The 16901-nt window shown below is 65.5% G+C and carries 18 protein-coding genes; 11 read left to right on the plus strand and 7 right to left on the minus strand.

Going from position 1 to position 16901, the window contains the following annotated elements:
* Positions 1-5: 5 nt before the first annotated feature.
* The 4 genes from ABIB95_RS11150 to soxC form a co-directional block, all read right to left on the minus strand.
* Positions 6-323, minus strand: a complete 318-nt coding sequence (locus ABIB95_RS11150) for a hypothetical protein (RefSeq protein WP_354239306.1) — start codon at positions 321-323, stop codon at positions 6-8.
* Positions 324-355: 32 nt separating this feature from the next.
* The gene (locus tag ABIB95_RS11155; RefSeq protein ID WP_502917810.1) at positions 356-757 is read right to left on the minus strand and encodes a DUF302 domain-containing protein; all 402 of its coding nucleotides are present in this window, start codon (positions 755-757) and stop codon (positions 356-358) included.
* Positions 758-833: 76 nt separating this feature from the next.
* A complete protein-coding gene (locus ABIB95_RS11160; protein ID WP_354239310.1) occupies positions 834-1382 on the minus strand; it encodes a c-type cytochrome in 549 nt (182 codons plus the stop codon).
* Entirely contained in the window at positions 1369-2640 is a 1272-nt protein-coding gene (soxC, locus tag ABIB95_RS11165) for a sulfite dehydrogenase (protein ID WP_354239312.1), read from the minus strand. Before soxC ends, ABIB95_RS11160 begins: the two co-directional genes overlap by 14 nt.
* Positions 2641-2861: 221 nt before the next feature.
* Here soxC and ABIB95_RS11170 point away from each other — a divergent pair, with 221 nt between their 5' ends.
* Complete coding sequence (locus ABIB95_RS11170) at positions 2862-3839, plus strand: AraC family transcriptional regulator (RefSeq protein WP_354239314.1); 978 nt, start codon at positions 2862-2864, stop codon at positions 3837-3839.
* Here ABIB95_RS11170 and ABIB95_RS11175 read toward each other — a convergent pair.
* Positions 3802-5589 carry a peptide ABC transporter substrate-binding protein gene (locus tag ABIB95_RS11175; protein WP_354239316.1) on the minus strand — a complete coding sequence of 596 codons (1788 nt, stop codon included), beginning with the start codon at positions 5587-5589 and terminating at the stop codon, positions 3802-3804. The two genes, ABIB95_RS11170 and ABIB95_RS11175, sit on opposite strands and share 38 nt — an antisense overlap.
* A gap of 263 nt (positions 5590-5852) precedes the next feature.
* On the opposite strand from ABIB95_RS11175, the gene ABIB95_RS11180 reads away from it, so the two are divergent.
* Positions 5853-6407 (plus strand): hypothetical protein, encoded by a 555-nt coding sequence (locus ABIB95_RS11180; RefSeq protein WP_354080090.1) that lies wholly within the window; start codon positions 5853-5855, stop codon positions 6405-6407.
* Between the two features lie 23 nt (positions 6408-6430).
* On the opposite strand, the gene ABIB95_RS11185 is transcribed toward ABIB95_RS11180, so the two are convergent.
* Entirely contained in the window at positions 6431-7009 is a 579-nt protein-coding gene (locus ABIB95_RS11185; RefSeq protein ID WP_063981247.1) for a TetR family transcriptional regulator, read from the minus strand.
* A 142-nt stretch (positions 7010-7151) separates the two neighbouring features.
* On the opposite strand from ABIB95_RS11185, the gene ABIB95_RS11190 reads away from it, so the two are divergent.
* The gene (locus ABIB95_RS11190; RefSeq protein WP_354239318.1) at positions 7152-8597 is read left to right on the plus strand and encodes an MATE family efflux transporter; all 1446 of its coding nucleotides are present in this window, start codon (positions 7152-7154) and stop codon (positions 8595-8597) included.
* Here the strand turns inward: ABIB95_RS11190 and ABIB95_RS11195 are convergent.
* Positions 8540-8851, minus strand: a complete 312-nt coding sequence (locus ABIB95_RS11195; protein WP_354239320.1) for a hypothetical protein — start codon at positions 8849-8851, stop codon at positions 8540-8542. The two genes, ABIB95_RS11190 and ABIB95_RS11195, sit on opposite strands and share 58 nt — an antisense overlap.
* Positions 8852-9006: 155 nt before the next feature.
* Between ABIB95_RS11195 and ABIB95_RS11200 the strand changes: the two genes are divergently transcribed.
* The 8 genes from ABIB95_RS11200 to ABIB95_RS11235 all read left to right on the plus strand — a co-directional run bounded on the left by ABIB95_RS11200 (position 9007) and on the right by ABIB95_RS11235 (position 16895).
* Positions 9007-9801, plus strand: a complete 795-nt coding sequence (locus ABIB95_RS11200) for a MetQ/NlpA family ABC transporter substrate-binding protein (RefSeq protein WP_028153283.1) — start codon at positions 9007-9009, stop codon at positions 9799-9801.
* 123 nt (positions 9802-9924) lie between these two features.
* Entirely contained in the window at positions 9925-10959 is a 1035-nt protein-coding gene (locus ABIB95_RS11205) for a putative FMN-dependent luciferase-like monooxygenase (protein WP_354239322.1), read from the plus strand.
* Between the two features lie 37 nt (positions 10960-10996).
* Positions 10997-11620 carry a CMD domain protein gene (locus ABIB95_RS11210; RefSeq protein WP_354239324.1) on the plus strand — a complete coding sequence of 208 codons (624 nt, stop codon included), beginning with the start codon at positions 10997-10999 and terminating at the stop codon, positions 11618-11620.
* A gap of 12 nt (positions 11621-11632) precedes the next feature.
* Positions 11633-12217, plus strand: a complete 585-nt coding sequence (locus ABIB95_RS11215) for an alkylhydroperoxidase domain protein (protein WP_014492615.1) — start codon at positions 11633-11635, stop codon at positions 12215-12217.
* A 55-nt stretch (positions 12218-12272) separates the two neighbouring features.
* Positions 12273-13430 (plus strand): ABC transporter substrate-binding protein, encoded by a 1158-nt coding sequence (locus ABIB95_RS11220; protein ID WP_354239326.1) that lies wholly within the window; start codon positions 12273-12275, stop codon positions 13428-13430.
* A 56-nt stretch (positions 13431-13486) separates the two neighbouring features.
* A complete protein-coding gene (locus tag ABIB95_RS11225) occupies positions 13487-15310 on the plus strand; it encodes an ABC transporter permease (protein WP_354239328.1) in 1824 nt (607 codons plus the stop codon).
* A complete protein-coding gene (locus ABIB95_RS11230) occupies positions 15310-16158 on the plus strand; it encodes an ABC transporter ATP-binding protein (RefSeq protein WP_354239330.1) in 849 nt (282 codons plus the stop codon). The genes ABIB95_RS11225 and ABIB95_RS11230 overlap by 1 nt, the downstream gene beginning before the upstream one ends.
* A complete protein-coding gene (locus ABIB95_RS11235; RefSeq protein WP_063981254.1) occupies positions 16155-16895 on the plus strand; it encodes an ABC transporter ATP-binding protein in 741 nt (246 codons plus the stop codon). The genes ABIB95_RS11230 and ABIB95_RS11235 overlap by 4 nt, the downstream gene beginning before the upstream one ends.
* Positions 16896-16901 lie beyond the last annotated feature (6 nt).

Consider the following 16901-nt stretch of genomic DNA (forward strand, 5'->3'; position numbering starts at 1 on the left):
GCGGCCTAGCGCGGGCCGCTCTGTCCATCGTCCGGATCGCTCTCCGGCTCCCGGATCAGCACCACCGGCTCGTCATAGCCTTTGCGGCTGCTGTAAAACACCAGCGCCATCAGGCCGACGCCGACGACCAGCGAGAACACCACGCCGAGCACCAGCGCGACATAGCCGGACGCCGGCACGCTGGTATCCGTGCTGGTCCAGCCGAGATAGCCGAGAACGCTCGCGGCGACGAGCATGGCGCACAACACCGCGATGACCAGCCATCGGGCGAGCTTGCTGTCTTGCGCCTTGGGCGGCGCCGGTTGCCCGCTGGTCACGTTCATGAACCTCTCCTCACGCGGCCGTCGCGTCGCGCTTACGGCGCGGTGGCCTTGGTCGCGATCGCATGCAGCGCGGCGGTCATCGCGCCGATGGCGGTCTTGGCCGGCTCGCCGACGCCGTGACGGCCGGCGAGATAGGCCGGATCGTTGTAGGACAGCCAGGTCGCGCCTTGCTCGTCCTGCCAGACCAGCGCCTTCAGCGGCAGGTCGATGCCGACGGTCTGCGCCTGCTGCATCAACGGCGTGCCGCCCTTGGCGTTGCCGAAGATGAGGAGATCGGTCGGCCGCAGAGTCATGCCGACGGCGGCCGCGCCCGCGGCGTGATCGACATGGGCAAACACGGTGAGGCCCTTGGCCTTCACCTCGGTCTCGAGCCGCGTCATCGTGTCCTGCGGGCCAAAACTGCTCTTGATGGTGATGAGTCCGTCTGTAGCCATTGCCTGCGTCTCCCAGAAACATGTCGCGATCAGAGCGAAGATCCGGATCAGTGTGAAGAGCCTCATGATCTCAGGCTCATTTCTTGCGGAATAATCGCGCCGGATCGAATTCCGGCTCCGGAATGAAGCCGTCGCGATTGGGCATCCTGATCTTCGGCAAGGACTCCTTGTCGACCTTGCCGTCGGCGGCAACGATGCCGTTGAGGCTCAGTATGTAGGCGGTGACGGCATAGGTCTCGTCGGTGCTGAGCGAGCCCGGCGTCGGATACGGCATCGCGCGATGAATGTAGTCGAACAGGGTCGTCGCATAGGGCCAGAAGCTGCCGACGGTCTTGATCGGCATGTTGGAGGCGAGCGTGCCCTGTCCGCCGGCGAGACGATCCTTGATGCCGCCCTGGCCGTTGTCGCCATGACAGGCCGCGCAATTGTCGGCAAAGATCTGCTTGCCCTGCACCGCCGTGCCGCTGCCGTCGGGCAGGCCCTTGCCGTCGGGGCCGACGTCGATGTCCCACAGCTTGATTTCCTGCGGCGTTGCCGGACGGCCGAAATCGAACGCCAGCGCCGGCGCCGCGAGCAGGCCGGCGGCAAGAATGCCGGCGAGAAGCAGCTTGTCATGCGAGGACATTGCGGACCCTCCCGGCTTCGTCGATGCTCCAGGTCTGCTGGGCGTTGTAGTGAAACAGCGCGTTGGTCCCCATCGCGGCGATGAAGGACTGCCGGTCCGGCTGAACGTTGCCGTGGTCGTCGGTCGAGCGGCTCACGATTTTCGTCGGCTTGCCGTCCCACGCCCAATCCATCTGGAAGCGCACCTGCGCCTTGGACAGCACCGGCTGGCTCAATTGCGCGGGCTTCCAGGTCTTGGCGCCGTCAGTGGAGATCTCGACCTTGGCGATCTTGCCATGCCCGCTCCAGGCAAGACCCGAGATGCGGTTATAGCCCGGCTGGATCTGCATCATTCCGGAGGGCTGGGTGATGACGGAGTTGGTTTCCATCCGCAGCTGGAACTGCCGCGCCTTGCCGTTGGCCAGCAGCTGGGTGTAGCGCGCCGTCTCCCAGCGCGTCATCCAGGGCTCGCTGCCGAACTTGAGGCGGCGCAGCCATTTGATGTTGAGGTTGCCTTCGAAGCCCGGCATCACCAGCCGCATCGGAAAACCGTGCGCGGGCCGCAGCGGCTCGCCGTTCTGGCCGTAGGCGACGAAAGCCTCGTTCACGATCTCGTCGGTGAGGGGAATGCTGCGATCGACGCCCGCGCCGTCGCCGCCCTCCGCCAGCATCCAGTTCGAGCCCTTGTCCTTGGCGACGAGGTCGATCAGGAATTTGAGCGGAACGCCGGTCCATTCATTGGTGCTGACGAGGCCATGCGTGTTCTGCACCGTCACGTCAGGATCGGCCTTTTTCCAATTCTCCCAGCCGTTGCCGGTGCATTCGATGAACACGACGCGCGTCACCGACGGCATCCGCTTCAGATCCTCGACGCTGAACACCAGCGGCTTGCCGACCATGCCGTGGATCAGCAGCCTGTGCTGGGCAGGATCGATATCGGGCACGCCGGAATGGCTGCGCTCGTAATGCAGATCGGTCGGCGTGATGTTGCCGACGAGCTTCTGGTGCGGCGTCTTGGAATTGATGGCGTCGCCGGGATCGACGTTGCGCTTGCCCGGCGTGGCCTCGGGAATGCGATCGAGTTTTGCAAACCGGGAGCGTTCGCTGTGCGCGCTGAGATCGGCGCCCGGCCCGCGATCGGGGACGTCGGCGAGCGTCTCGGCGCCCGCCGCCTCGGACGCCACCGCGCCAAGGATGCCCGCCGACAGGCCTCCCACGAAGCCGCGGCGCGACACATTCGCAGGCCGTGGCAACAACTCGATTGGCGTCTTGGACGTCATATGATCTCCCCTCGATGAACCTGTTTTTTGGAAATCCCTGCCGCCTTCATGCCGTGACATTACCGAACACCGTGAGGATTGCTCGTTAGGATGTGTTAAAAGCCATGAGCACTGGTCCACTCATGCGCGGGACGGCCCGCTCATACGGTAGATGCGCTTGGCTGTTCCATGGAATGGCCGGGCGGCTCGGAGACATGTCCGGGCGGATCAAGGGGAGAGGGATGTCGGAGGCGGACGCGGCGGAATTGTTGAAGGCGATGGTGCCGCTGTTCAGGATCCGTCCCATATTCGAGGATTCCTGCAAATTTGGCGGCAGCTGGGAGTCGCTACACGCGCCGAACGGCAAGGGATGGGCGCAATTCCACATGGTCACACGCGGCGCTTGCGTGGTCGAGCGGCCGGGCCTGGGCCCGCAGCGGCTGGAAGCCGGCGACATCCTTCTCCTGCCGCATGGCGACAGTCACGCGGTTCGCAGCCGGACGGGCGGCGCTGTCGGGCGTGTTACGACCGAGGTCCGCAATGGCGTCCGCCAGCGCGCGACGGTCGAGGCCGAGGTCGATACCGAACTGCTGTGCGGCCGTTTCCTGTTCGAGACGTCAGATGAGAACCCGCTGATCGCCGCCCTTCCCGACGAGATCATCCTGCGCACGGCGGAGGAGCCGCTGCTGGAACGGTTTCGGCGCCTGCTGATCGACATCCGCGAAGAGCTGGACGCTGGACGGGTTGGATCGGAGGTGGTCGCGGCCGACCTCGCGAGAGCGTTGTTCGTGATGATGCTCCGCGATCATCTTTCGGACGATGCCTCCGGGAACGGGACGGTGTCGCTGTTGCGCGACCGCATGACGGCCCGGGTGGTGTCGGCGATCCTCAACGATCTCGCCCGGGACTGGACACTCGACGACATGGCGGCGGTGGCGATCGCCTCGCGCGCGACGCTGGTGCGCGCTTTTCAAAAGCGCGCGGGGGTCGCGCCCATGACGTTCCTGTCCGATTTGCGATTGACGGTCGCGCGCAAGCGGCTGGCCGGCACCTCCGATCCGATCGCCAAGATCGCCGGCGAGGTCGGGTATGCGTCCGAAGGCGCGCTGAGCAAAGCCATCATGCGCAGATACGGCATGCGACCCGGCGCCTTGAGGGAGCCGGGTCCTCGGGCGCCGGTTGTCAGACCCGAAACCAGCTCCCCAGATTCCAGGTCGTGACGTCCCAGCCCGAGATGTCGGCCATGAGGTTATTGACGCCGGCGCCGACGATGTTGCGGGAGAGCAGCGGCACGAGAATATTGGCTTCGCAGAAGATCTCGTTGACCTTGATCAGGAGCGCGGCGCGCTTGACCGGATCGAGCTCCTGCTGCGCGGTCTTGTAGGCCTTGTCGGCCTCGGGATCGGACCAGCGCGAGATGTTTCGGCCGAGCCACTTGTTCTCCTTGTTGGCGATCTCCCAGGAGACGCACTGGTTCAAGAACCGCTCGGGATCAGGCTGCGGCTGCGTCGTGTTGTACATCTCCATGTCGCAATAGAGTTTCGAGTAGGTGTCGGGGTTGCCGACATCAGACGAGAAGAACACCGATGCGGTGACCGACTTCAGCTCGATGTCGATACCGGCCTTCTGGCAGGCCTGCTTGATGATGGCCTGCGTCTTCTGGCGCGGGGCGTTGATCGAGGTCTGGAAGACGTATTTGAGCTTCTTGCCGTCCTTCTCGCGGATGCCGTCCGCGCCCCGCTTCCAGCCGGCCTCGTCGAGGATTTTGTTCGCCCTGTCGACGTCGAACGCGTAGGTCAGCTTGCCCGACTTGAACTGCTGGGGCTGGTTGACGAAGCTTGCCGTGGCGATGCCGCCGCGGCCGTAGATGAATTTCTGGATCGCCTCGCGATCGATCAGGAGGTTGAACGCCTGGCGGACGACCGGATCGGACAGCGTCGGGTGCTTGGTCTTGACGCTGGAACGCTCGCCGTCGACCTCGGTCCACGGGTCCGTCGTGTTGAGGATGATGAACTCGACGTTGCCGGACGGCGTGATGTCGACCCTGCCTTTGCCGCTGGCCTCCATGCGCTTGAGGACCTCCTCCTCCACCAGCAGGTTCCAGGCATAGTCGTACTCGGCGGTCTGGAGCACGGTGCGCGCCGCTGAGACCGCGTCGCCGCCGCCCTTGACCTCGAGCGTGTCGAAATGCGGCTGGTTCTTGACGTGATAGTCGGGGTTGCGTTCGGCCCGGATCAGGTCGCCCGGCTTGAACTCGACGAATTTGTACGGGCCGGTGCCGACCGGCTTGAGATTGCCCGGCGCCTCGCGCGACTTCGCGCCGGCATAGTCGCCGAAATGGTGCTTCGGCAGGATCTGGCCGACCGAGCCGACGAAGGGGTCGGCCCAGAACGGCGTCGGGGCCTTGAACAGCACCTTGACCGTGTGGTCGTCGATCTTCTCGACGGTGATGTCCTTGTAGGATCCCGTGCTGTAGGCGGCGGTCGCGAGGTCCGCCGCATAGGCCCAGGTGAAGACAACGTCGTCGGCGGTGAAGGGCTTGCCGTCATGCCACTTCACGCCCTGCTTCAGCTTCCAGATGACGCTCATGCCGTCGGCTGCGAGGCTGCCGTTCGCCTTGGTCGGAATCTCGGCGGCGAGGCAGGGGATGAGGTTGCCGTCCTTGTCCCAGCCGGCCAGCGGCTCGAAGAAGATGCGCGAGGCGATCTGATCCTTGGTGCCGATGGCGAAATGCGGATTGAGCAGGGTGGGGGCCTGCCACAGCAGGATCTTGAGCGGGCCGCCGCCGCCGGCCTTGGTCGGCTTGTATGGCAGCGTGGCATCCGCCATCGCGACGTCGTTCCAGAGCAGGATCTGGCTCGCGACCGGCGCGGCGATCCCGGCCGCAGCCATGGTCCGGATGAACGAGCGTCGCGACAGCGTGCCTTGCTTCACCTCCGCGATGGACTTGCGAATCTCGTCTTCGTTCATCGAATGACCCCCACCTCGAAGAAAAATCGTCTTCGGCACCCCATCATGTTGCATCATGCACGAGGCGGCAATGCCGGCGAGGCCGCAAGGCCCTGCGACGAAATGGCGAACGTGGAGATGGGCAGCTTCTGCCGGGACATTGTTGCCGGCGTGAAGGGGATGCCGGCCGGATTTCGCGATAAGCCCTTGATGGCAATGAGGCTCTCATCTGGCATGCGCATTGCACGCAAAGCGTGCGTTCGCAATGACAGTGGAGTGCGGGTATGAGCGTCAGCAGCATGAGCAGCATCGGTGGAAGCGCGGCGGGGTCGCCTTCATCCACCAGCCAGTCGAAATCAGCGGGTTCACAAGACGGCGCCTCGATGTTCTCGTCTCTGCTGGAGAGCGGCACGCCCTACGACGAGGTCAAGGTGAGCCTGCCGAACGGTATGTCGATCGGCATCGTCCATTTCGGTGGCGGCGGCTTCGACAGCAGCGCGCTCAAGTCCATCGAGGATTTCGTGCAGAAGCTCGCGAGCCAGCAGATATCAGGTGATCCCGCGTCCGGCGCCGACCAGTCGCAGAACGGCGACACGCCCGACGCCGTCGGGATCGACAAGGTTCATGTCGATCTTCCGAACGGAATCTCGTTCGAAGTGCTGCATTCCTCCGGCGGCCACGCCACGGACAGCGACGCCGTCCTGAAGGAGCTCACCGAGGCCGCCGAAGAACTCGCCGAATCGCTGTCGCACTATTCACCGGCATCGGCCGCAGCTTCCGCCTATGCCTCGCAAGCAAGTTCGTCCGGTCGCAGCAGCCAGCTCGACGCGAGGAGCTGAGCAACACGCAGGCCGCCCTGAGGCTAGCGCCCCTTCGCAAGCGCCAGCGCAGCATCCACCGCGTTTTCGAGAATCTCCTCCGACAATTGCCTGTCGCTCACCGCGCGCGACAATTGCAGCGCGCCGACCATGGTGGCGTAGGCCGCGATGGCGCGGCGGCGCCGCTCCGCCGGCGTGCCCTCAGGCATTTGCGCTGCCATCAGCGCGAGGATGTCGGACATCTTGCCGGTGAAGGCCTCGCGCGTCGCCTTCGGATGCCGCGCGATCTCGGAGACGAGGGCCGCGGTCGGGCAACCGGTCGCCGCGCGATCGCGATGCCTGGGCGAGAGATAATCGCGGATCACGGTCTCGAGCGCGACGCCGTTTTCGAGATTGTCCTTGTGTCGCTGCTCGCGCCGCTCCAGCGCGTCGAGCAGCACCGCGCGCACCAGATCTTCCTTGGAGGCGAAGTGCGTGTAGAAGGCGCCGTTGGTCAGGCCCGCTTCCGCCATGATGCCGGCGAGGCCCACCGCGGCGATGCCGCTCTCGCGGAACTGCGATGATGCGACATCGAGAATGTGCCGCCGCGTCGTGTCCCTGTGTCCCTTGTCATAGCGCGCCAATTCCGCCTCCTGCGAACCCGCCGCCCCCTATGCCACAAAATCGTGAGGTCTATCCTATTGCATTACGGTCATACTAATACATTATGATCATAATGCAATGGGCGGCCGACCGGGCGGTCCGAGGGAACCACAGGATCGAACCATGTCCGTCGAGAATGCCGCCGCGCCGGCCTTGTCCGCCGCGCCATTCGTGGCCCACACCGCGGCGCCGCTTCGCCAGGCGGCTACGCCCGCACCAAGCGCGGCTGAGCAAAGACGCGCCGCGCTCCTGACCGCGCCGATCTTGCCGACGCTGCTCAAGCTCGCGCTGCCGACCGTGACCGTCCTGGTGGCACAGACCGCCGTCAACATCGCAGAGGCTTATTACGTCGGCTATCTCGGCACCGATGCGCTCGCCGGCGCCGCGCTGGTGTTCCCGATCTTCATGCTGATGACCATGATGTCGAATGGTGGGTTCGGTTCCGGCGTTGCGTCCTCGGTGGCGCGCGCGGTCGGTGCCGGCCGCCGCGCTGACGCCGAGGCGGCGCTGTTTCATGCCGTGGTGCTCGCCATCATTGCCGGCGGCGTGTTCACGCTCGGCGTCGTCCTCGGTGGTCCGCATCTCTATCGTGCCCTCGGCGGCACCGACGGTGCGCTTAGCGCTGCCACCACCTATTCCAACTATCTGTTCGCCGGCGCCATTCCGGTGTGGATCGTCAACCTCCAGGCTGCCGCGCTGCGCGGCGCCGGCAACGTCAAAGTGCCGGCCCTGGTGACGCTGGTCGGCGCCATCGTGACCATTCCGGTCTCGCCGGCACTGATCTTCGGGTTCGGGCCGATCCCGCGGCTCGGCATCGGCGGCGCCGGCATAGCCTTCGGCCTCTATTACGGCGCGGCGATGCTGTTCCTGCTGCGCTACATGTCGACGGGCGCGACTGGCTTGAAGCTGCACATCGTGCCGTTGCGCGCAAAAATCTTCGGCGACATGCTGAAGGTCGGCGTCCCCACCGCGTTCAACGCGGTGCTGACCAACCTCACCGTCATTCTCGTCACCGGCGCGGTCGGCCTGTTCGGCACCTCCGCGCTCGCCGGCTACGGCATCGCCTCGCGGCTCGACTACATCATGATCCCGCTGCTGTTCGGGATCAGCACGGCGACGTTGACCATGGTCGGCGTCAACATGGGCGCGGGCCAGACCGCGCGGGCACGAAAGATCGGCTGGATCAGCGGCGTGGTCGGCACGATCATGACCGGCACGATCGGCTTGCTGGTTGCGATCTTCCCGACGGCCTGGCTGCACCTCTTCAGCCATGACGCGGACGTCGTCAGCGAGGGCATGACCTATTTGCGCATCGTCGCGCCCGCCTATGCCGCGCTCGGCTTCGGTTTTGTCAGTTCGTTCGCGGTGCAAGGCACCGGCCGAGCGATGGGGCCGCTGGCCTCGTCAGTCGCGCGCATCTTGATCGCGGCCGGTGGCGGCTGGATCGCGGTGGCGAGTTTTGGCGCGGGCATGGCGGGTCTCGCCACCATGGTCACGGCCTCGCTGGCCGCCTATGCCGCGATCTGCGTCCTGATCATGCTGTCACCGTGGACGTGGCGCTCCGAGTAAACAGGCTCACTGGATGCCGGTAGCGCCGACAGCAGCAGCAAGTTGCTCAGCAAGTTGAGCGATGACGCGTTGATCAGCTTCATCGTCAGGGCGACGCCGGAATTGAACGGCACGCCCTGGAGCAAGGGATAGAGCCTTCGAGGCGGTTCCGGCTGGCGAACTTCGGGGCGGCGAGGCCGGTCATGACTGAACTCCTTGCCGATCTTGCCGCCAATCTCGCATCCGGAGTGACACTTTGCCGTGATGCCCATCACGCTTGCGCAACGCGCCCCATGACCCGCGAATTCGTTTCCTATTTTGCGCCGAATGGAGAACGAGAGTCCGCCACCGGTAGTCATTATGGATTTTCATTTCATTGATTTCGCCTCACGGAGAAGCGAATACGGTTCCACTGATTGCCGCCCGCGTGATGGAGACCAAGATGTCGTTTCGCCTCCCCCTGATCCTCGCAACCGCGCTTGCCGCCTGGTCGGCCGCAGCAACCGCCGAGACCATCAAGATCGGTGTGACGCCGGGCCCGCATGCGCAGATCTTCGAGGCGGTGAAGCCGATCGCCGCCAAGCAGGGCCTCGACATCCAGCTGATCGAGTTCTCCGACTACGTCGTGCCGAATGCCGCGCTCGATGCCGGTGAGATCCAGGCCAATTCGTTCCAGAACCAACCTTATCTCGACAACCAGAAGGCCGACCGCGGCTACAAGATCGAATCCGTCGGGCTGACCGTGAACTTCCCGATCGGCGTCTATTCGAAGAAGCACAAGGCCTTCGCCGATATCCCTGAGGGCGGCAAGGTCTCGATCCCGAACGATCCGACCAATGGCGGCCGCGTGCTGCTGCTGCTGCGCGACAAGGGCGTGATCAAGCTGAAGGACGGCACGGGCTTCAAGCCGACGGTGCTCGACGTCACCGAGAATCCCAAGAAGCTGAAATTCATCGAGGTCGATGCGGCGCAGGCGCCGCGCGCGCTCGACGATGTCGATGCCGCCGCGATCAACACCAATTATGCAACCCAGGCGGGCCTTGATCCCGTCAAGGATCCGATCCTGCGCGAGGACCCGAAAGGACCTTACGTCAACCTGATCGCGGTACGTGCCGCCGACAAGGACAAGCCCTGGGTCAAGATCCTCGTCGACAGCTACCACACGCCCGAGGTGAAGGAGTTCGTCCTGACCAAGTTCAAGGGCGCGGTGCTGCCGAGCTGGTAGGCAATCTGCCTAGCCAAGGTCCAGCGCGGGGGCGATCCGGCGGGCAGCCTTGCGCAATGCCCGCTTGTCTGGAGCTGCGGCAACCGACATCATCGGGGCCCATCCTCGCCCGACAGGGGTCGTATGAAACGCTTTGCAAACCTGAAACGACTGGGGTTCTTCACGCGCCTCCTCGATGAAGCCCCGCCCGCGGAGCGCTACCGCTTTGCCGCCGAGCAGATCGTGCGCGCAGAGAAAGCGGGCCTCGATTCCGCGTGGATCGCGCAGCATCATTTTCACGAACGCGAGGGCGGCCTGCCGTCGCCCTTCACTTTCCTCGGCTACGTCGCGGCGCAAACCTCGCGCATCCGTCTCGGCACCGGCATCGTCACGCTGCCGCTGGAGAACGCGGTGCGGGTGGCGGAAGACGCCGCGGTGCTCGATCTGCTCTGCGACGGCCGCTTCGAGCTCGGCGTCGGCACCGGCGGCAATCCGTCGGCCTTTGCCGCCTTCGGCCTCGACAGTGCCCAGCGCAACGAGATCTTTGCCCGCAATCTTGACGTGGTCCGCACCGCCCTGGTCGGCAAGCCGCTCACTGGCGGCGATACGCTGTATCCGCAGCGGCCCCAGCTGGACAAGCGGATCTGGCAGGCGACGTTCTCGGTTGCCGGTGGTGCGCGCGCGGGCAAGGCCGGCGATGGCTTGCTGCTGTCGCGCACCCAACCCCGGACCAAGGAGGCGCCGAAGGCCACGCTTGCCGAGATCCAGAATCCGGTCATCGATGCCTATCTCGAAGCGCTACCGCCGGGATGCGAGCCCCGGATCATGGCCTCGCGCAGCGTCTTCGTCGCCGACGACCGGACTGAAGCGATGCGCCTTGCCGACATCGGGCTGCGTCGCGCGCTGCCGCAGTTCCTCAAGGGTGGTCACGCCAGGCCGGGCGAGACGCTGGAGGAGATGATCACCGCATTCGACACCCATGTCGGCGCGGCCGACGACGTCATCGCCTCGCTCCGCGCCGACGCCACGCTGGAGCGGGTGACCGACCTCGTCTTCCAGGCGCATTCGGTGGACGCGCCGCATCCTCATACCCTGCGCTCGATCGAGCTTGTCGCGGAGAAGGTCGCGCCGGCGTTGGGCTGGACCCGGACGGCGGCTGACGTGGCTCTGGCGGGCTGATCGGAACGAACATGATCGCGTTGCACGAGGCTGAATGATGGCTACGAAAGATATCATCGACACGCTTGCCGGGATCGAACCGGGCACGGCTCTGGATGGCATTCGCGCACGCCGCCTGCAAGCGCGCGAGAACGCGCAGAAGAGCTATCTCTCGCTGTTCGAGCCGATCGACGCCGGCAATTTTTCGCTTGTGGAGCGCGCCGCAGTCGCGCTCTTCGTGATCGGCCTTCACCGCGAGCCCAATGTGGCCGCCTTCTACCGGGCGAAGCTCGCGGCGACCGCCGATGGTGCGCGCCTGGCCGAGGCGATCGAGGTCGAAGTTGCTCGCGGCGAGACGTCAGGCCCGTACGGTGCGTATCCGGCCGGACCGCTGTCAGTCGAGAACTCGGCCGGCCTGATCTATCGCGTGAGCGCGGAGGGCAGGTCCGTCCTTGGCGCCAAGCTCGCCGCGGCGCTGGAGCATGCGCATCTGCTGGTGTTCCGCCCGCGCGATGCCGCGTCCGCCGATATGAAGGCGCTGCTGGCCGCCGGCTGGTCCGACACCGGCATCGTCACCTTCTCTCAGCTCGTCGCGTTCCTGTCGTTCCAGGTGCGCGTCGTCACGGGCCTGCGCGTGCTCGGCGCCTCGTTGGGCACCGCAAGCGCTGCGGCCGGCGCGTAAGGAGACTGCATCATGAGCGCTGCAAACAACGTCAATCCGCCCGTCGTCTTCACCCAGGACGAGCTCGGCTGGGTCTCGTGGATCGACCCGCTGCCCGAGGCCGAATTGACCGAGCGGCATTTCGCGGGCCTGGTCGATCGCTCCCGTGCCAAGTCCGAATACTTCCGCCTTCTCGTGCGTGATCCCGAGGTGCTCGAAGCCCGCACCAAGACCGACAAGGACATCTTCTACAACGTCGCCGATGGCCTGCCGCGCGCCGAGCGTGAGCTCGCGGCGGCCGCGACCTCGCGCTACAACGGCTGCATCTACTGCGCTTCGGTGCATGCGCGCTTCGCCAGCACCTATTCCAAGCGCCGCGACGACGTGCAGCGTCTGCTCGACGAAGGCGTCAAGGCCGACCTCGGCGAGCGCTGGAATGCGGTGGTCAAGGCCTCGGTCGCGCTGGCCGCGACGCCGATTGCCTTCGGACCTGAGAATATCGCGGAGCTGCGCCGCGCCGGCCTCGACGATGCCGAGATCGTCGACGTCATCAACGGCGCCTCGTTCTTCAACTGGGCGAACCGGCTGATGCTGTCGCTCGGTGAGCCCTCGAAATAGGCAATCTCACCGGCACAAGAATTGCTGCTTGTTTCAACACTGGATGGAGCCGTGCATGAGCAACATCGATCGTCGTACCCTGGTCAAGGGCTCGCTCGCCGCCATGATGGCGGGAGCAGCCTTCTCGCGCGGCGCCTTCGCGCAATCGTCTGAACCGATCCTGCTCGGTGTCAGCGGTCCCCTGACCGGGCCGAACGCGCAATATGGCACGCAGTGGAAGCAGGGCTTCGATCTCGCGCTCGACGAGATCCAGGCGGCCGGCGGCATCAACGGCCGCAAGCTCGCCTATCAGTTCGAGGACAGCCAGAGCGATCCGCGCCAGTCGGTGGCGATCGCGCAGAAATTCGTCTCCGATCCCCGCGTCGTCCTGGAGCTCGGCGACTTCTCCAGCCCCGCCTCGATGGCGGCTTCGCCGATCTATCAGCGCGCGGGCCTGGTGCAGTTCGGCTTCACCAATTCGCACCCTGACTTCACCAAGGGTGGCGACTTCATGTGGAGCACCTCGGTCAGCCAGGCCGACGAGCAGCCGCTGTTGGCGTCCTATGCGGTGAAGCGCCTCGGCCTCAAGAAGCTCGCGGTGCTGCACCTCAACACCGATTGGGGCCGCACCAGCCGCGACTATTTCGTCAATGCTGCCAAGGAATATGGCGCGGAGATCGCGGTCACCGAGGGCTATATTGCCGAGGAGCGCGACTTCCGCTCTACCCTGGTGCGCGTCCGCGACGCCAACCCAGATGGCTTGATCCTGATCTCCTACTACTCCGACGGTGCACTGATCGCGCGTCAGGCGCGCCAGGTCGGGCTCAAGCAGGTGATCTGCGCGGCAAGCTCGGTCTACTCGCCGAAGTTCCTCGAGCTCGGCGGCGAGGCCGTCGAGGAGGTCCATGTCGGCACGCGCTACTTCCCGGAAGACCCGCGGCCCGAGGTGCAGAAGTTCATCGTGGGCTTCAAAAAGAAGTACAATGGGCTCGAGCCCGACGCGTTCAACGCTTACGCCTATGATGCGATGAACATGGCGGCTGCCGTGGTGAAGATCGGCGGCACCGACCGCAAGGCGGTCCGTGACGCCTTCAGCAAGGTCAAGGACGTGCCGAGCGTCATCTTCGGCGCCGCGACGTTCGACGTCGCGACCCGCCGCGTCAAGGGCGCCATGAACGCCGAGCTCGTCGTGCGCAAGGGCCAGTTCGCGCTCTGGGACGGCAAGCCGACCTGACTTGATGGCCGGAGCGGGGGCTCCGGCCGCTTTCCTCTCTACGCGGTGATATCAGCGTGTCTTCCTGGCTCGACTACACGATCAACGGGCTGATCGTCGGCAATGTTTACGCGCTCGTTGCGGTCGGGCTTGCGCTGATCTTCGGCGTTAGCCGGCTGATCAACTTTGCCCAGGGCTCGATCTATCTCGTCGGCGCCTATATCGGCTGGGTCGCGGTGGTGCAGCTGCATACGCCGCTGCCGCTCACCATCATCGTGGTGGCGGTGGCGGCCGCGATCGTCGGACTGATCATCGAACGGTTCGGCCTGCGTCCGCTCCAGAATTCCGTGCGCATCGCGCCGTTGCTCGCGACCATCGGCATCAGCTTCGTGCTCGATCAGCTGGTGATGCTGACCTTCTCGCCCAATCCGCGCGCGCTGCCGAGCCAGCTGCCTGACGTGCGCTTCCAGGTCGGTGGCGGCACGATCGGACCGCTTGATCTGCTGATCGCCGGCGTCGGCCTCACCAGCGCGCTGCTGCTGTTCGTGTTCCTGCGCTACAGCAAGCTCGGCTGGGCGGTGCGCGCCACCGCGCAGGACCGCGACGCCGCCATGCAGATGGGCGTCGATGTCAACCGCGTCAATCAGGCCGTGTTCGGCATCGCGGCTGCGCTCGGCGGCGTCTCCGGCCTGCTGGTCGGCATGTACTACAACCAGATCGACACCGCGATGAGCCTGCAGGCGACGCTGAAGGGCGTCGTTGCGGAAGTGGTCGGTGGTGCCGGCAACGTGCCGGGCGCCGTGATCGGCAGCTTGTTGCTCGGGCTGGTCGAGAGCTACGGCGTCGCCGTGTTCGGCACCAGCTACCGCAATCTGTTCGCGTTCCTGCTGCTGGTCATCGTGCTCGTGCTGCGCCCGAACGGCCTGTTCGCCAGCGCGCGGCAGGCGCCACCCGAGCCGCTCACCGGCACCTTCATCGCGCCGAGCCGCCCGGTGCGGATTCCGCGTTGGGCGCTGCTGGTCGCCGCCGGCGTGTTCGCGATCCTGCCGTTCTTCCCGGTGTCCTTCTACGTGCTCCAGACCCTGATCAACGCCTGGCTGCTCGGCATGCTCGCGCTCAGCCTGACGCTGGTTGCGGGCACGGTGGGGCAGGTCTCGCTCGGACATGCCGCGCTGCTCGCGATCGGCGCCTACACCTCCGCGCTGCTGTCTCTGAATTTCTCCGTCCCGGTCGGCCTCGCCATCATCGCCGGCGGCCTGATGAGTGCCGCGCTCGGCACGGCATTGATCTCGCCGTCGTTCCGTCTGCGCGGCCATTACGTGTCGATCGCGACGCTCGCCATCGGCGAGATCGTGTCGCTGGTGATTTTGAACTGGGAGAGCGTCACGCGCGGTCCGATCGGCATCTCCGGCATTCCGCCGCTGTCGCTGTTCGGCTACGATCTGGTCAGCCCGACGTCGATCTACTGGTTCAGCTTTGTCGTGATGGTCGTGCTGGCGCTGCTGCAGGGGCGGCTGCTCGGCTCGCATCTCGGCCGTAGCTTTCGCGCCATCCGCGACGACGACATCGCCGCGCGCGCCTATGGCCTCAGCCTGAACCGCTACAAGTCGCTGGCCTTCATCTTCGGCGGCTTTGCCGCCGGCGTCAGCGGCGGCATCGCCGCCCATCTCTATTCCTACATCAACCACGAGACCTTCAACACGCAGCAATCCATCCTGGCGCTGACGGTCGTGATCCTGGGCGGTCTCGGCAACGTGGTCGGCGCCATCGTCGGAGCGGTCGCGCTGGTCGGCCTGCCGGAGGTGTTCCGGATCGCGGCGGAGTATCGCATCCTGATCTACGGCATCGTGCTGCTGCTGCTCGTGCGGTTCAGGCCGCAGGGCCTGTTGGGGACGATATGATGGCGGAGCAGCACACGCCCATGCTGTCCCTGCGCGGGCTGACGCGCCGCTTCGGTGGCCTGACCGCGGTGGATGCCGTCGATCTCGATCTCGCCAAAGGCGAGCTCATCAGCATCATCGGCCCGAACGGTGCCGGCAAGACGACGCTGTTCAATCTCGTGACCGGGCTCGATCGGCCCGATGCCGGCCATGTCCACTTCGAAGGGCAGGACATCACGGGTCTCTCGCCCGAACGGCTCGCGGCCGGAGGCATCGCGCGCACGTTCCAGCTCGGTCGCGTCTTCGGCAATCTCAGCGTCATGGACAACGTCCTGATCGGCGCGCACACGCGGCTGCGCGCGGTGAAGCCTGCGGTGCCGGTGATCGGCCCGCTGCTGGAGTTGGGGCTGGCGCTGTTGCGTCCGGCCAGCGTCAGGGACGAAGAGGAACGGCTGCGCGAGGAGGTGAAGGCCATTCTTGCGCGCTTCGGCGAACGGCTGCTGCCGCGGATCGACCAGCCCGCCTACAGCCTGTCCTATGCCAACCGCCGCCGCGTCGAGATCGCGCGCGCGCTTGCGCTGAAGCCGCGCCTGTTGCTGCTCGACGAGCCGACCGCCGGCATGAACCCGACCGAAACCACGGAGATGCAGGGCCTCGTCGCCGAGCTGAAGGCCGAGGGGCTGACCATCCTCCTGATCGAGCACAAGCTGGAGATGGTGATGCGCCTCTCCGACCGCGTCATCGTCATGGACGAGGGCAAGAAGATAGCGGAAGGGCCGGGTGAAGTGGTGCGTGGCGATCCCAAGGTGATCGAGGCCTACCTCGGCCACGGCCTGTTGGAGACGCCGGAGCGGGAGAGCGTGGTATGACGACTGGCGCATCCGAGCCGCTGCTGGCGCTCTCGAACGTCAACACCTTCTACGGCCAGGCGCAGGTGCATTTCGACCTGTCGATCACGGTCGGCCGCGGCCATATCGTCTGCCTGCTCGGCGGCAATGCCAGCGGCAAGTCGACCACGATGAAGATCATTTTGGGCCTGGTGAAACCGCGCTCGGGTGACGTGACCTTCGACGGCGCCTCGCTGCTCGGGCTGACCACGCCGCAGATCGTTCGCCGTGGTATCGCCTCTGTTCCCGAGGCGCGGCGGTTGTTCGCGGACATGAGCGTGCGCGAAAACATCCTGATGGGGGCCTTCGTGCGCAACGACCGCGATGCGGTGGCGCAGGATCTCGACAAGATGCTGACGCTGTTCCCGAAACTTGGCCAGCGGCTGTCGCAGCGCGCGGGCTCGCTCTCAGGCGGCGAGCAGCAGATGGTCGCGATGGCGCGCGCGCTGATGAGCCGTCCCCGGATGATCGTGATGGACGAGCCGACCATGGGCCTGTCGCCGCTCTATGTCGACCGCGTGCTGGAGTTGATCCGCACCATCAACCAGGAAGGCGTGTCGGTCTTCATGGTCGAGCAGAACGCCAGCCTCGCGCTCGAGATCGCGCACGAGGCCTATGTGCTCCAGACCGGCAAAATCGTGCTCTCAGGCCCGGCGCGAGCTCTGAAGGACGACCCCCGCATCCGCGATGCCTATCTTGGTGGTTCCGAGGCCGCGTAGCTTGAC

This window comes from Bradyrhizobium sp. LA2.1 (assembly GCF_040547725.1).
GTDB classification, from domain to species: Bacteria; Pseudomonadota; Alphaproteobacteria; order Rhizobiales; family Xanthobacteraceae; genus Bradyrhizobium; species Bradyrhizobium barranii.

Coding starts and splice junctions, on each gene's coding strand:
- ABIB95_RS11210 (WP_354239324.1), top strand. CDS start 10,997: ATGGCTACGAAAGATATCATCGACACGCTTGCCGGGATCGAACCGGGC.
- ABIB95_RS11155 (WP_502917810.1), bottom strand. CDS start 757: ATGGCTACAGACGGACTCATCACCATCAAGAGCAGTTTTGGCCCGCAG.
- ABIB95_RS11180 (WP_354080090.1), top strand. CDS start 5,853: ATGAGCGTCAGCAGCATGAGCAGCATCGGTGGAAGCGCGGCGGGGTCG.
- ABIB95_RS11160 (WP_354239310.1), bottom strand. CDS start 1,382: ATGTCCTCGCATGACAAGCTGCTTCTCGCCGGCATTCTTGCCGCCGGC.
- ABIB95_RS11220 (WP_354239326.1), top strand. CDS start 12,273: ATGAGCAACATCGATCGTCGTACCCTGGTCAAGGGCTCGCTCGCCGCC.
- soxC (WP_354239312.1), bottom strand. CDS start 2,640: ATGACGTCCAAGACGCCAATCGAGTTGTTGCCACGGCCTGCGAATGTG.
- ABIB95_RS11215 (WP_014492615.1), top strand. CDS start 11,633: ATGAGCGCTGCAAACAACGTCAATCCGCCCGTCGTCTTCACCCAGGAC.
- ABIB95_RS11235 (WP_063981254.1), top strand. CDS start 16,155: ATGACGACTGGCGCATCCGAGCCGCTGCTGGCGCTCTCGAACGTCAAC.
- ABIB95_RS11170 (WP_354239314.1), top strand. CDS start 2,862: ATGTCGGAGGCGGACGCGGCGGAATTGTTGAAGGCGATGGTGCCGCTG.
- ABIB95_RS11200 (WP_028153283.1), top strand. CDS start 9,007: ATGGAGACCAAGATGTCGTTTCGCCTCCCCCTGATCCTCGCAACCGCG.
- ABIB95_RS11175 (WP_354239316.1), bottom strand. CDS start 5,589: ATGAACGAAGACGAGATTCGCAAGTCCATCGCGGAGGTGAAGCAAGGC.
- ABIB95_RS11150 (WP_354239306.1), bottom strand. CDS start 323: ATGAACGTGACCAGCGGGCAACCGGCGCCGCCCAAGGCGCAAGACAGC.
- ABIB95_RS11190 (WP_354239318.1), top strand. CDS start 7,152: ATGTCCGTCGAGAATGCCGCCGCGCCGGCCTTGTCCGCCGCGCCATTC.
- ABIB95_RS11205 (WP_354239322.1), top strand. CDS start 9,925: ATGAAACGCTTTGCAAACCTGAAACGACTGGGGTTCTTCACGCGCCTC.
- ABIB95_RS11230 (WP_354239330.1), top strand. CDS start 15,310: ATGGCGGAGCAGCACACGCCCATGCTGTCCCTGCGCGGGCTGACGCGC.